We start from the raw sequence: 12697 nt of genomic DNA, 5'->3' as shown, positions 1-12697 counted from the left end.
ACCTATATTGTCGCGACACGCAAAGCGAAAGGTATCCAAGAGATGACGGCAAAGCCGCATGACCACTTCGATCCGAAACCCGTCCTCGATCTGATCGCCAGCATCGAGGCCGATTTGCAGCGGCTGAAAGGCCTGGTCGAACAGCAGGTCGAAAAATTCGACCCCGCCAATCCGCACAACAAGGCGCCCGACGGCAAGCTGACCGAGGAGGGCGTCGAATGCTGCTACCGCCTGTTCGACGAAGGCAGGTCGCGCTACTCGGTCGCCCAGCAGATGAAGATCTCGTTTGCCGCCGCGACGCACCGGTTCAACTCCTGGCGCAAGGCGGGCGGGCCGAAGCGGCAGAGGGCGTTGCTGGGATAATTGGCGAAAGCCGAAGCGACATCTGATCTCCCCCCTTGAGGGGGAGATGCCTGGCAAGGCAGAGGGGGTCGGTCCGACCGGGCTCGACGTCCTGCGCGGCAGATGGAGGGCTAGCGCTTCACGCGAGGCGACCCCCTCTGTCGCCTTCGGCGACATCTCCCCCTCGAGGGGGGAGATTAGCAGCTTCGCCCGCCCTACGGCGTCAGTTCAATTTCCTCCGTCTCGCCGCCATTGCAGGTGTAGCAGCAATCCTCGCATTTTTCCTTGTTGTTGGGGCCGACGCCCCAATAGGTGCCCTCGTCGCCGTCGACCCAGGCGCCGTAGCAGATGGACTCGCCCTCGTCGCACGAGACCGGGATCTGCTTGGTTTCGCCATCGTCGAGATAGAAGTCCTTGTCGTTGCCCGGCCAGACATAGTCGCGGTCCTGGCTGTAGAGCTCGAGGCGCATGGCATTGGGATGGCTGTTCTTGACGGCGAAGGTGATGTCGGCGGCATGAGCGGCCGGCGCAAACAGCGCGGCAAGCGAGAGCGCAACGACGATGCGGCGCAGACAAGTGAAGGACATGGTGTTTACCCCGAGGCAAATCGGCCCCCCGGCCGAGGGAATTCAGCATCGCATGATGGCGGCGGAGATTGAAGGGCGGGGCGTGACTGATTTTGGGGGGATTGGGAGAGGTTGGTGGAGCTGCTGATCTCCCCCCTCGTGGGGGAGATGCCTGGCAAGGCAGAGGGGGGCGCTGTCCCGCCGACCTCTCATTCCTGCAGCCGCGTCATTTCAATTTTATGCTTGCTGATCCATACGCTGGCGATCCTTCGCGCCCCCCTCTGTCCTGCCGGACATCTCCCCCACGAGGGGGGAGATCAGCAGCTTCGGCGCCCCGCCCCTCACTCAACCAGATCGATCGTCTCGGTCGTCTTCTCCACGCAGATGAAGCAGCACGTATCGCACGGCTGGTCATTATCCGGCCCGACCCCGGCGGAGATCGCATCATTGCCGTTCACCCAGGCGCCGTAGCAGATGTTCTCGCCCGGATTGCACGAGATCGGCACCGATTTCTGCGAGCTCGGCTCGATCAGAAACACCTGACCACCGCCCGGCCACGACATCTTGCGGTCACGGCTGAACAGCTCCACCGCCACCGCCTGGCTGCGCAGGTTCTTGACGAAGAACGCCATGTCGGCGGCATGCGCCGGGGTGGCGATGAGGAGGACGGCAAGGGTGAGGCGGAGCATGGCGGCGGGTTTCCGAATCGGAGATGCGAGGGTCGCACGCCGCGAGGGCCGGGCCTAGAGCCACGGCTAGGCAAGTCCCCCTCACCCGGATTGCCAGCCGAATTGCGAAAGGCAATTCGGGGCAATCCGACCTCTCCCCGAGGGGAGAGGAGCTCGCTCGGCGCTGGTGCTCGCCTCTTCTCCCCAGCGGGGAGAAGGTGGCCGCGAAGCGGCCGGATGAGGGGGCGGCCTCGTGATACCCTACGCCCCCTACTGCCCCACTTCACATGCGGCGCCAGCCGTCGGATAGCGTCAATCACCTCGGCGACTTCAGCAACGTCCAGATCCAGCCGGCAAACGTCAGCACCAGGAACGGATAGCCGGCGGCGGGCAGCGGCGCCGAGGTGGGCAGCAAGGGCGCGCCCCACAGCACCATGGCCACGGTCACGACAAACAGGATGGCGGCGATAAGCCCGGTGAGTCGCATCCACAGAGCAAACGTGTTCGACGCGCCGATCAGGACGAGCGCCGCCGCCCACAGCGAGATGCCGCCGACATAGGAGGGAACGCTGGCCTCCAGCCCCGCCGCATTGCCTGATATGATCAAGCTCTCGCCGACGAGGAAGGTGAGGAACCCGGCAGCTATGCAGTCATTGCCCAGCCGCTGGTGTTTCATGGTCAGCAGCGCGGTTGCCACCACAAGCGCCACGCCATCGATCGCCCAGAATGTTTCGCGGAGCGGAGCGCTGGAGACGAAGGTGCCGGCCAGGCCGAAGGCACCGCCTATGGCGAGGTCGATGGCGGCGACGGTGTCGGAGGTGGTGCGCATGTGATGTCTCCTCAAGCTCTATGAGGATAATGTAAGACGAAGCGCCCACGAAATCTCGGTTGGTAGGAGTAGCGCATTGGCGTTGAAATATTTGATTGCATCGGGCAGATCCACGGCAAGTGTGGAATTGATCTCCGCAGGCCACCATCTCTGCCGTGCGCTAGTACCGAACCCCGCCGACGTCGAGCATCTGCTGATCGGAGCCCCCAGTAATCATCTGCAGAAGAAAATGAGTCGACTGCCGCGACCAAATCAGTAACTGTACCGGAGGGAAATTAGGGGGGGCGGACTTGCGATATACATTTGAAGAAATGGGTCTGTGGAAGAATGGCTTCCATGGTCATGATCATTCGATCGAAAAGGGTCGAATCGTCCAAGCATATCGCGCCTTCTGGGACCGTGCATGTGAGATGGCAAAACGTATTGCCTTAGACTTGCCAGGCTTAACTTTGCACGACGAGTCGCACTTCGTAGCGCTTTGGTCTAGAGCGGATCAAATTGCCGGCTCGGAGTATCAATTAAATCCACTTGAGCTATTTGTATTTGGTGGAGCAATTCTTCTACATGATGCAGCTCATACACTAAGCGTATACAAAGACGGTTTGACTGAATTGCGTGCCACTTCGTTCTGGCAAGATACAGCTGCGCAGATGAAATCATACGCTCTTGAGGAAGCAGAGCGCACCTCAAGGCCATACCGAGGTAGGAGACTTCTTCGACGTTTGAATGTAGGGCAAGATAAAGCCGAAAAGAAATATACGGAGCCACTTGAGGCGGACATACAATTCAACGTTCTTCGCCGAATGCATGCGTCAAAAGCCGAAGAACTCGCATTTTTCAGCGTCGTTACACCAGATCGCAAATCAACATACCATCTTCTAGAAGACGATACTTTTCGAAATCATCTTTGGCAATGTAATCGGCTTGATCGCAGCTAGCCACCATTGGGATATTGGTGAGATTGAACGAAGACTCGCAAAAAAGATGGGAGCCCTCGCTGGCTTCCCGTCTACTTGGACTATCCGACCCCGCGTTCTAGCTTGCTTACTGAGATGCGCGGACGCGACACAGGTCGACCAGTCAAGAGCCCCTGACTTTTCCTATGCATTACTCAGAGGCAATAAGATTTCGGAAAATCATTGGCGAGCGCAGAACAGACTTTCACAGCCGTATGTCGAGGGAGATAGCCTAGTTTTCACGTCAACGACCCCTTTTCGTCGGTCAGATGCGCGCGCTTGGTGGCTCGCATCGGAGGCGCTTATTGTCGCCAATCGGGAATTAGAGCAGTCTAATCGACTTCTATTGGACTTGGAGGAAGTGGCATTCGCTGTCCGCGCAATTGCTGATGCCGACGCGCCCGAAAAACTAAGGAAACATCTTCAGACGGAGGGCTGGGAGCCGGTCCCAGTTGGAGTCGCTATCTCCGACCCCAAGTCGGTCATTAAGCTGCTGGGCGGGAGGCTTCTATATGAGTCCGACGGATTAAGTGTCCCGCTTCGTGAACTGATTCAAAACGCATCGGATGCCGTCCGAGCGCGCCGGGCACTTACCGATGACCATACGAGCTATTCTGGAAAGATCCTGATTGAATTGGAGCCAGCGAACGAGAATGAGTCTTGGATATCGGTGCGTGACAACGGGATTGGAATGTCACCGCGTGTTCTAACAGGAGCATTGGTCGATTTTGGTAAGTCTCTATGGCGGTCATCGGATGTTGTTGAGGAGCTTCCGGGTTTCGCTCGTACGGGAATAGAGCAATCAGGGCGGTACGGCATCGGATTCTTTTCACTGATGATGGCTACTGATCGACTGACCGTAAGCAGCAGGCCCTATCACGCGGGTCTCTCCGAAATCAAAAGTCTAGACTTTCCGGACGGACTGCTAGGTCCATGTGTTCTTTACTCAGGATCTGATGTTGCTATTGGCGATGAATATTCTTCTATTGTTAGATTTCTCGTGAAGAATGAATCCATAGAAGAATTTCTATATGTTGAGACGAATATTGACTGGGACGACGCGGGTGAAATGGCTGACTTAGATAAATTACAGCTGAGTTGGCAGCACAGGATCTGGTCTATGACCCCGACCCTAGATTGCAGTGTTTTCTTTCGAACCGAAGGCCAATCCTACGAATGCCATACCGAGAAATGGTATGATGAAAGCGCTGATACCTGGCTTGAGAAGGCTGAGCTTGTTGAGGCACGTAGGATTTCTAGGCAAGGAGAAACATTCGATCTCGATCAATGCGCAAAAGCGATTCGCTTAATAAAAGAGGATGGGGTCGTTAAAGGAAGGGCGGCGATTAGCCCAATTAGCTCAGGTGGCATTGGCAGCTTTGCGCTGCACGGCTTTAATACAGGGGACCCATCGATCGCTCGGTACGGATCAACTCGCCAATTTATTGGCGTATTGCCCGTGAAAGCCGAAGGTCCACGTCGCCTAAGCGAGGTTATAGACCTTCAAGAAAGTACCTTGCTGGAATGGGCGTCAGACCAAGCAACCATATGGGCGACTGCTGACATTAGTGAATCAACTAAACATAAAATTGCTACGTGCGTTTCTGAGTATGGTGGCGATTCATCAGACTTGGCGAACATTCCAGTCAACGGTGAGTACACTAGCCTAACGGCGTTCTGTAAGATGCTAACTTCGTCAAAGAAAGTCATCTTCCCAAAGGAGCGAAAAGGTTCTGCCTTCGTAAATTTTGTGGGAAGTATTGATAACGACCGACACTCCTTATACAGGTTTAACGTTACGGATTATTTTGAGCCAACCGAAAACGAGCATGTCTGTACGCTAAGGTTTTCCTCGAGTGAGCCGTATTTCTCGCTATCCGCCGATACAAATGGATCCTTTCTGCAAATGGCGCGGAAATGTCTCAATAGTCATGGATACGAGTTATTTGTGGAAAGTCGCGATGGATATTTGATCGGTCGATATAAGGAGAGTTTTCACTTTGTGATTGATAAGAGCCTATACGGCGATACGAGCAAGGAGATAGCAACAACAGTTGCGATTGTGTCCGCAATCCCGATGGACATCGCAAGCTCGACTGCTAGATAGCTTGTCGGGCATCGCTCCACTCAATCCCCCATCTTCAAGGCCTGGATAAACGCCTCCTGCGGGATATCCACCTTGCCGAACTGGCGCATCCGCTTCTTGCCCTCCTTCTGCTTGTCCAGCAGCTTGCGTTTGCGCGAGACGTCGCCGCCGTAGCACTTCGCGGTGACGTCCTTGCGCAGGGCCGAGATGGTTTCGCGGGCGATGACCTTGCCGCCGATCGCGGCCTGGATCGGGATCTTGAACAGGTGGTTCGGGATCAGCTCCTTCAGCTTCTCGCACATCTGGCGGCCGCGCTTTTCCGCCGCGGTGCGGTGGACCAGCATGGACAGCGCGTCGACCGGCTCCTCATTGACCAGGATCGACATCTTCACCAGATCGCCTTCCTTGTAGTCGGTCAGGTGATAGTCGAAGGAGGCGTAGCCCTTGGAGATCGACTTCAGCCGGTCGTAGAAGTCGAAGACGACTTCGTTGAGCGGCAGATCGTAGATCAGCATGGCGCGCTTGCCGACATAGGACAGGTCGGCCTGGATGCCGCGCCGGTCCTGGCAAAGCTTCAGGATGCCGCCGAGATAGTCGTCGGGCGTCAGGATGGTGGCGCGGATCCACGGCTCCTCGATGGCCGAGATTTTCACCACGTCGGGCATGTCGGCCGGGTTGTGCAGTTCCTTCATCGAGCCGTCGGTAAGCAGCAGCCGGTAGACGACTGATGGAGCCGTGGCGATCAGGTCGAGGTTGAACTCGCGCTCCAGCCGCTCCTGGATGATTTCCAGATGCAGCAACCCGAGGAAGCCGCAGCGATAGCCGAAGCCGAGCGCGGCACTGGTTTCCATTTCATAGGAGAAGGAGGCGTCGTTGAGGCGCAATTTGCCGACGGCGGCGCGCAGATCCTCGAAATCGGCGGCGTCGACCGGGAACAGGCCGCAGAACACCACCGGCTGCGCCGGCTTGAAGCCGGGCAAAGCATGCGCGGTCTGGCGCTTGTCCTCGGTGATGGTGTCGCCGACGCGGGTGTCGGCCACTTCCTTGATCGAGCCGGTGAAGAAGCCGAACTCGCCGGGGCCGAGCTCGTCGACATTGATGCGGGCCGGCGTGAACACGCCGGTGCGCTCGACCAGATGCTTTGCGCCGGTGCCCATCATGCGGATGGTCGCACCCTTTTTCAGCACGCCGTCGATGATGCGCACCAGCACGATGACGCCGAGATAGGCGTCGTACCAGCTGTCGACCAGCATGGCTTTCAGCGGTGCCGAGGCATCGCCCTCGCGCGGCGGCGGCAATTGGTGGACGATGGCCTCCAGCACATCCGGAATGCCCAGGCCGGTCTTGGCCGAGATCAGCACGGCGTTGGAGGCGTCGATGCCGATGACTTCCTCGACCTGCTCGCGGATGCGTTCGGGCTCGGCGGCCGGCAGGTCGACCTTGTTCAGCACCACGACGATCTCGTGATCGTTGTCGATCGCCTGGTAGACATTGGCGAGCGTCTGCGCCTCGACGCCCTGGGAAGCATCGACGACCAGCAGCGAGCCTTCGCAGGCGGCGAGCGAGCGCGACACTTCATAGGCGAAGTCGACATGGCCGGGCGTGTCGATCAGGTTGAGGATATAGTCCTCGCCATTGTTGGCGCGGTATTTCAGCCGCACCGTCTGCGCCTTGATGGTGATGCCGCGCTCGCGCTCGATGTCCATCGAGTCCAGCACCTGCTCCTTCATGTCGCGCAGCTCCAGCCCGCCGGTGGACTGGATCAGCCGGTCGGCAAGCGTGGATTTGCCATGGTCGATATGGGCGACGATGGAGAAATTGCGGATGTGGTCGAGAGGCGTGCTCATGATGGGGCGGCTTTAGCAGGGGCGGGTTGCAGGGGCAAGCGGGGTGGCGGTGCCCTTGCCTTCTCCCCTTGTGGGAGAAGGTGGATCGGCGCGCAGCGCCGAGACGGATGAGGGGTGTTCCAGCTTGACGCCGGCGTTCTTTCACCGCCATGGCTGCAAACTGACATCCCTTACATAAGCGATTATCGTGGTGCAGACGCTGTCCATGTCTTTCAGGACATCGTCGTTCCAAAAGCGCAACACACGAAAGCCTCTCGCCTCCAGTTCCGTTCTACGGGCCTGGTCTGACTCTGAGTCCGCATGCTGACTCCCATCGATCTCGATGATGAGGAGTGATTCAAGACAAGCGAAATCGGCGACGTATTTTCCAACAGGAACTTGGCGCCGAAATTTGATCCGATCGAGCCTGCGGTCACGTAGTTCGTGCCACAGTTTGTCTTCCGCCTCCGTCATTTCACGTCGGAGCGAACGGGCAAAGTTTCGTTTGGCAGGAGCGACGGGCTGATGTGGCATGACGTTAGATTAACCAACGTCTCACTCCGCTGGAACACCCCTCATCCGTCTCGGCGCTTCGCGCCGATCCACCTTCTCCCACAAGGGGAGAAGGCAACGACGCCTTCCGCCCCCAATCACGAAGCGGTGAACCATGTAACGAAGCCTCGGGCAGCGGCGAAGTGTGGCATGAACCCGCCGCAACGGAGACCCCCGATGACTGGACTTAACCCAAAACGCGCCGGCATGCTGGCTGCCGCAGGTGCGGCGCTGATGATGCTTGGCGGCACCGCCTTCGCCCAGCCGCTCACCGTGGTCGAATTGTTCACCAGCCAGGGCTGTTCGTCCTGCCCGCCGGCCAATGCCAATCTGATCAAGGTCAAGGACGAGCCGGGCGTTCTGGCGCTGTCGTTCAACGTTACCTACTGGGACTATCTCGGCTGGAAGGACATTTTCGGCCGCGAGGAGTTCACCCAGCGCCAGGTGCGCTATGAGCCGTCGCTCGGCCGCTCCGGCCCGTTCACGCCGCAGGTCGTGGTCAATGGCGGTGCCGATGCGGTGGGTGCAGCGCCCGGCGAGATCGAGCAGCTGATTTCCGCGAGCGGTCATACGAACGGGCCGACGCTGTCGCTCGACGGCGGCAAGATCAGCATCGGCGCCGGTTCCGCGCCGGCCGGCCGCGCCGATGTCTGGCTGGTCCGCTACAACAAGGGCGTCGTCGAAGTGCCGGTGGCGCGCGGCGAGAACACCGGCCGCACGCTGCCGCATGCCAATGTCGTGCACTCGCTGGAGAAACTCGGCAGCTGGAGCGGCGACGCCACCACACTGCCGCTGCCGGCGGCAAGCGGCGGGCTGAGCACCGCGGTGCTGGTGCAGTCGCCGGGTGGTGGGCCGATCCTGGCTGCAGCCGCCGACTGATTCTTTTTCTACGCAACGCCGCTAGCGCGGCATAACCGGGCTCGCATCCGCGCGCCCTCTTCAAGGAGGAAATACCATCATGACCAAGACCCTGACCGCGCTCGCCCTTGCGCTTTCGATGACCGGCTTCGCCGCCGGCGCCCGTGCCGACGAAGCGACCAACGCCATGAAGCCGGCGATGGCCACCGATGCGATGAAGCCCGAGACCGATGCCATGGCGCCGGCGACCGGTGCCATGAAGCCCGCCGACCCAATGGCGACGAATGCAATGAAACCCGCCACCGACGCCATGAAGCCGGTTGATGCGATGAAGCCCGCAACGGATGCGATGAAGCCGGCGGACGCCATGGCGCCCGCGCAATAAGGCTTGGTCCCATGGCCCGGCCGCACAATGGCCGGGCCGGCGCACGGCAATTTGAGAAACCAGGCGGGACGTTCTGTCGTATAGTCTTCGCCACCATCAAGGAGATCAGACATGACCGGCATTGCAAGGACGAGAACGCCGATCTTCAAGAGCGCGCTTGCCGCGCTCATCGTCGCCGCCGCGGCGGCTGCCTTCTGGCAGAGCCCGGCGCGTTCGGCCGAGGACGCGGTGGTGATCCCGCCGCCGGCAGTGGACGAGAAGGCCGCCAGCGGCAGCGAGAAGGCTATCTTCGCCGGCGGCTGCTTCTGGGGCGTGCAGGGCGTGTTCCAGCACGTCAAGGGCGTGACCAAGGCCGTCTCCGGCTACACCGGCGGCGCCAAGGATGACGCCGTCTACGAAACGGTGGGCAGCGGCCGCACCGGCCACGCCGAATCGGTCGAGATCACCTACGATCCGTCCAAGGTGACCTACGGCCAGCTGCTGCAGGTCTATTTCTCGGTCGCCCACAACCCGACGCAGTTGAACTTCCAGGGCCCCGACTCGGGCACCCAGTACCGCTCGACCATCTTTGCCGAGAACGATGCGCAGCAGAAGATCGCCCAGAGCTACATCGCCCAGCTCGACCAGGCGAAGGTGTTTGCCAAGCCCATCGTCACCACGCTGGAGACGGGCAAAACCTTCTATCCGGCCGAGGAATATCACCAGGACTTTTTGACGCTGAACCCGACCTACCCCTACATCGTCTACAACGACCTGCCCAAGGTGGCGAATTTGAAGTCGCTGTTCCCGGGGTTGTACAGCGAGAAACCGGTGCTGGTGCTGGCGGGGAAGAGCTGAGGGGCGATAGGACTTGGCCGGACGCAGAGAGCGGCGACGCCCTACCTGAGACGCCAGCGGGACAGCACCCCCCTCTGCCCTTCCGGGCATCTCCCCCTCATGCGGGGAGATTGGCAGCGTCGCTGACGGTGCTCATCTTGCAAGGTTGGCGAAGGCCGCAGTGAGGAGCTGATCTCCCCCCTTGAGGGGGAGATGGCCGGCAGGCCAGAGGGGGGTGCCTCGCGCAAACCGCGATTAGAGAGCCCTTCAATCATACGTCAGATCCGTCGCCTTGCCCCCAAACACCCGATACGCATAGAACGAATAGAAGATGATCACCGGCAGCACGACCACCGTGCCGGCGAGGATGATGGCCAGGCTTTCCGTCGCCGACGCCGCCTGCCAGATGGTCAGCCTCTCGGGCACCACGAAGGGGTAGAACGACCAGGCAAGCCCGGCAAAGCCGAGCGCGAAGATGGCGGCGAGCGTCAGGAACGGCCGCAGCGCGTGGCGATCGTCGGGCTTGGGCAGGTGGAAGGTCTGCCGCCACAGCCACAGGAACAGCAGCGCCGACAGGATCGGCAGCGGCGACAGATAGAGCATTTCGGGCCAGACGAACCATTTGGCGAAGATGCGCGGACTGGCAAATGGGGTCGCCAGCGACACCGCCGCCATGCCGAGCGCGGTCAGCACCAGGGCCGTGCGCAGCCAGGCCACCGCCTTCCTCTGCAATTCGCCCTCGGTCTTGTAGATGACCCAGGCCGCGCCCATCGCTGCATAGGCCGCCGACAGGCAGAGCGCCACCAGCGCCCCGAAAGCGATGCCGCCAAAGCCGACATCGAGGCCAAGCACATAGACGCCGAGCATATAGCCTTGCGCCAGCGAGGCGATGACGGAACCGAGGAAGAAAATGCGGTTCCAGCGGTGCTTCTTGCCGGCGGGCACCTTGGCGCGGAAATCGAAGGCGACGCCGCGCAGGATGAGGCCAACCAAAAGCACGAAGACCGGAATGTAGAGCGCGGTGAGGATGACGCCATGCGCCAGCGGAAAGGCGACCAGGAGCAGGCCGACGGCCAGCACCAGCCAGGTCTCGTTGGCATCCCAGAACGGGCCTATTGCCGCGATCATGGTGTCCTGCTCGGCATCTTCGGCGACCGAGAACAGGATGCCGATGCCGAGATCGAAACCGTCGAGAATGACGTAGATCAGGATGGCGAGGCCCATCAGGCCGGCGAAGATCAGGGGCAGCGCGGTTGGCCAGTCGAAGCTCATCGGTCTGTCATCCCTCTCATCAACGGTTCTGCCCTTCGCTATTGCTCCGGGCGTTCGTCATTCGAAAAGCCAAATCGTTGGCTTTTCGTCCGCTACGCGGACCATTCCTCACTCCGCTGCGGCCGGTTGCGACATCGCCGTCTTCATGACGCCCGGCAGCGGCGAGGTATCGCCGTCCTTGGCGGCCTTCAGCGCCAGGTGCACCAGCACGCCAAGATAGGCGATCAGCAGCAGCACATAGAGGAGGAGATAGATGGCGAGCGTCAGCGCGACATGGCTGCCGGCGACCGGGCCGATAGCGTCGGCGGTTTTCAGCACGCCGGTGACCAGCCAGGGCTGGCGGCCGATTTCGGTGGTGTACCAGCCGGCCAGCGTCGCCAGCCAGCCCGACAGCGCCATCGGCACCATCAGCATGGCCAGCGGCCTCGGCAGGCTGTGGCGGCGCTTGAGGAAGAAGGTCGCCGACCACGAGACGATGAGCATCAAAATGCCGGCGCCGACCATGATGCGGAAGCCCCAGAACACCGGGAACACCGGCGGGTGCAGGCCGGGATAGTCGTTGAGCCCCGGCACGATACCGCTGGTGGCGTGGCGCAGCACCAGGCTGGCGCCGTCGGGAATGGCGATCTCGAATTTGTTTTCCTTCGCCGCCTCGTCGGGCAGCGCAAACAGCACCAGCGGCACGTTGGGGCCGGTGTTCCAGTTCGCCTCCATGGCGGCGATCTTCTGCGGCTGGTGCTCCAGCGTATTCAGCCCGTGCTGGTCGCCGGCGAAGATCTGGATCGGGATCAGGATGGCGGCGGTGAAGACGCCGGTGCGCAGCGCCTTCCACATCGATTCCGACCGGTCGCCGGTGAGGTAGCGCAGCGCCGACAGGCCGGCGATCAGGAACGACACCGTCAGGCCGGAGGCAAGCAGCATATGCGTCAGACGGTAGGGCATGGACGGGTTGAAGACGATCGCCCACCAGTCGACGGGATGCGCCTTGCCGTCGATCATCTCGAAGCCGGCCGGCGTCTGCATCCAGGAGTTCAGCGCAATGATCCAGAAGGCTGACAGCGTGGTGCCGCCGGCGACCAATACCGTCGCCAGCGTGTGGACGCGGTTGGAGACGCGGCGGAACCCGAACAGCATGATGCCGAGGAAGGCCGCTTCGAGGAAGAAGGCGGTGAGGATCTCGTAGGCAAGCAGCGGCCCGGCGATGTTGCCGACCTTTTCCATATAGCCCGGCCAGTTGGTGCCGAACTGGAAGCTCATGGTGACGCCGGAGACCACGCCCATGGCGAAGGACAGCGCGAACACTTTCACCCAGGTGAAATAAGCGCGCATCCAGGCGGAATCATTGGTGGCGTTGTAGCGGAGCTTGAAGAACAGCAGCACCCAGCCAAGCGCAATCGTGATGGTCGGAAACAGGATGTGGAACGAGATATTCGCCCCGAACTGCATTCGCGACAGGATGAGCGGGTCCATGCGGGCTCCGGCTGCTGTTTGTTGGCGCAGAATAGGCGGCGGATGCGGTCCGGTCAAAGCGGCTTGGCGTC

General features: G+C 60.6%; 13 protein-coding genes and 1 pseudogene. 7 read left to right on the top strand and 7 right to left on the bottom strand.

The features are described from left to right. Window positions 1–42: 42 nt before the first annotated feature. Complete coding sequence (locus NKI46_RS07035; protein WP_023728762.1) at window positions 43–363, top strand: hypothetical protein; 321 nt, start codon at window positions 43–45, stop codon at window positions 361–363. 194 nt (window positions 364–557) lie between these two features. On the opposite strand, the gene NKI46_RS07030 is transcribed toward NKI46_RS07035, so the two are convergent. From NKI46_RS07030 to NKI46_RS07020, 3 genes are all read right to left on the bottom strand, one after another. Beyond that, complete coding sequence (locus NKI46_RS07030) at window positions 558–929, bottom strand: hypothetical protein (protein ID WP_352461046.1); 372 nt, start codon at window positions 927–929, stop codon at window positions 558–560. Window positions 930–1249: 320 nt separating this feature from the next. After that, window positions 1250–1597 carry a hypothetical protein gene (locus NKI46_RS07025; protein ID WP_352461045.1) on the bottom strand — a complete coding sequence of 116 codons (348 nt, stop codon included), beginning with the start codon at window positions 1595–1597 and terminating at the stop codon, window positions 1250–1252. A 295-nt stretch (window positions 1598–1892) separates the two neighbouring features. Continuing rightward, a complete protein-coding gene (locus NKI46_RS07020; RefSeq protein WP_352745458.1) occupies window positions 1893–2405 on the bottom strand; it encodes a hypothetical protein in 513 nt (170 codons plus the stop codon). 290 nt (window positions 2406–2695) lie between these two features. Between NKI46_RS07020 and NKI46_RS07015 the strand changes: the two genes are divergently transcribed. From NKI46_RS07015 to NKI46_RS07010, 3 genes and pseudogenes are all read left to right on the top strand, one after another. Then, complete coding sequence (locus tag NKI46_RS07015; protein WP_352745455.1) at window positions 2696–3343, top strand: HD domain-containing protein; 648 nt, start codon at window positions 2696–2698, stop codon at window positions 3341–3343. Next, a pseudogene (locus NKI46_RS30940) lies at window positions 3330–3629 on the top strand (HD domain-containing protein); the annotation flags it as partial. The gene NKI46_RS07015 and the pseudogene NKI46_RS30940, both read left to right, overlap by 14 nt. A 93-nt stretch (window positions 3630–3722) precedes the next feature. Continuing rightward, on the top strand, window positions 3723–5468 hold the full coding sequence (locus NKI46_RS07010) for an ATP-binding protein (protein ID WP_352745452.1): 1746 nt from the start codon (window positions 3723–3725) through the stop codon (window positions 5466–5468). 20 nt (window positions 5469–5488) lie between these two features. On the opposite strand, the gene lepA is transcribed toward NKI46_RS07010, so the two are convergent. Next, window positions 5489–7294 carry a translation elongation factor 4 gene (gene lepA, locus NKI46_RS07005; protein ID WP_352745449.1) on the bottom strand — a complete coding sequence of 602 codons (1806 nt, stop codon included), beginning with the start codon at window positions 7292–7294 and terminating at the stop codon, window positions 5489–5491. Between the two features lie 141 nt (window positions 7295–7435). Beyond that, the gene (locus NKI46_RS07000; protein WP_023681256.1) at window positions 7436–7807 is read right to left on the bottom strand and encodes an endonuclease domain-containing protein; all 372 of its coding nucleotides are present in this window, start codon (window positions 7805–7807) and stop codon (window positions 7436–7438) included. A gap of 195 nt (window positions 7808–8002) precedes the next feature. Here NKI46_RS07000 and NKI46_RS06995 point away from each other — a divergent pair, with 195 nt between their 5' ends. The 3 genes from NKI46_RS06995 to msrA all read left to right on the top strand — a co-directional run bounded on the left by NKI46_RS06995 (window position 8003) and on the right by msrA (window position 9905). Then, window positions 8003–8704, top strand: coding sequence for a DUF1223 domain-containing protein (locus NKI46_RS06995; protein ID WP_023748236.1), 702 nt, complete (start codon window positions 8003–8005; stop codon window positions 8702–8704). A 79-nt stretch (window positions 8705–8783) separates the two neighbouring features. Beyond that, window positions 8784–9068: a hypothetical protein gene (locus NKI46_RS06990; RefSeq protein ID WP_023748237.1), complete on the top strand. Its 285-nt coding sequence runs from the start codon at window positions 8784–8786 to the stop codon at window positions 9066–9068. A gap of 111 nt (window positions 9069–9179) precedes the next feature. Beyond that, a complete protein-coding gene (msrA, locus tag NKI46_RS06985; RefSeq protein WP_023681259.1) occupies window positions 9180–9905 on the top strand; it encodes a peptide-methionine (S)-S-oxide reductase MsrA in 726 nt (241 codons plus the stop codon). A 246-nt stretch (window positions 9906–10151) separates the two neighbouring features. On the opposite strand, the gene NKI46_RS06980 is transcribed toward msrA, so the two are convergent. Next, window positions 10152–11156 (bottom strand): cytochrome d ubiquinol oxidase subunit II, encoded by a 1005-nt coding sequence (locus NKI46_RS06980; protein ID WP_023739830.1) that lies wholly within the window; start codon window positions 11154–11156, stop codon window positions 10152–10154. Between the two features lie 108 nt (window positions 11157–11264). Continuing rightward, a complete protein-coding gene (locus NKI46_RS06975) occupies window positions 11265–12626 on the bottom strand; it encodes a cytochrome ubiquinol oxidase subunit I (RefSeq protein ID WP_023748238.1) in 1362 nt (453 codons plus the stop codon). Window positions 12627–12697 lie beyond the last annotated feature (71 nt).

This window comes from Mesorhizobium sp. M0615, from assembly GCF_040320805.1.
Lineage (GTDB): Bacteria > Pseudomonadota > Alphaproteobacteria > Rhizobiales > Rhizobiaceae > Mesorhizobium.
This window is presented reverse-complemented; position numbering and strand designations above follow the sequence as displayed.

Coding starts and splice junctions, on each gene's coding strand:
- NKI46_RS07035 (WP_023728762.1), top strand. CDS start 43: ATGACGGCAAAGCCGCATGACCACTTCGATCCGAAACCCGTCCTCGAT.
- NKI46_RS07030 (WP_352461046.1), bottom strand. CDS start 929: ATGTCCTTCACTTGTCTGCGCCGCATCGTCGTTGCGCTCTCGCTTGCC.
- NKI46_RS07025 (WP_352461045.1), bottom strand. CDS start 1,597: ATGCTCCGCCTCACCCTTGCCGTCCTCCTCATCGCCACCCCGGCGCAT.
- NKI46_RS07020 (WP_352745458.1), bottom strand. CDS start 2,405: ATGCGCACCACCTCCGACACCGTCGCCGCCATCGACCTCGCCATAGGC.
- lepA (WP_352745449.1), bottom strand. CDS start 7,294: ATGAGCACGCCTCTCGACCACATCCGCAATTTCTCCATCGTCGCCCAT.
- NKI46_RS07000 (WP_023681256.1), bottom strand. CDS start 7,807: ATGCCACATCAGCCCGTCGCTCCTGCCAAACGAAACTTTGCCCGTTCG.
- NKI46_RS06995 (WP_023748236.1), top strand. CDS start 8,003: ATGACTGGACTTAACCCAAAACGCGCCGGCATGCTGGCTGCCGCAGGT.
- NKI46_RS06990 (WP_023748237.1), top strand. CDS start 8,784: ATGACCAAGACCCTGACCGCGCTCGCCCTTGCGCTTTCGATGACCGGC.
- msrA (WP_023681259.1), top strand. CDS start 9,180: ATGACCGGCATTGCAAGGACGAGAACGCCGATCTTCAAGAGCGCGCTT.
- NKI46_RS06980 (WP_023739830.1), bottom strand. CDS start 11,156: ATGAGCTTCGACTGGCCAACCGCGCTGCCCCTGATCTTCGCCGGCCTG.
- NKI46_RS06975 (WP_023748238.1), bottom strand. CDS start 12,626: ATGGACCCGCTCATCCTGTCGCGAATGCAGTTCGGGGCGAATATCTCG.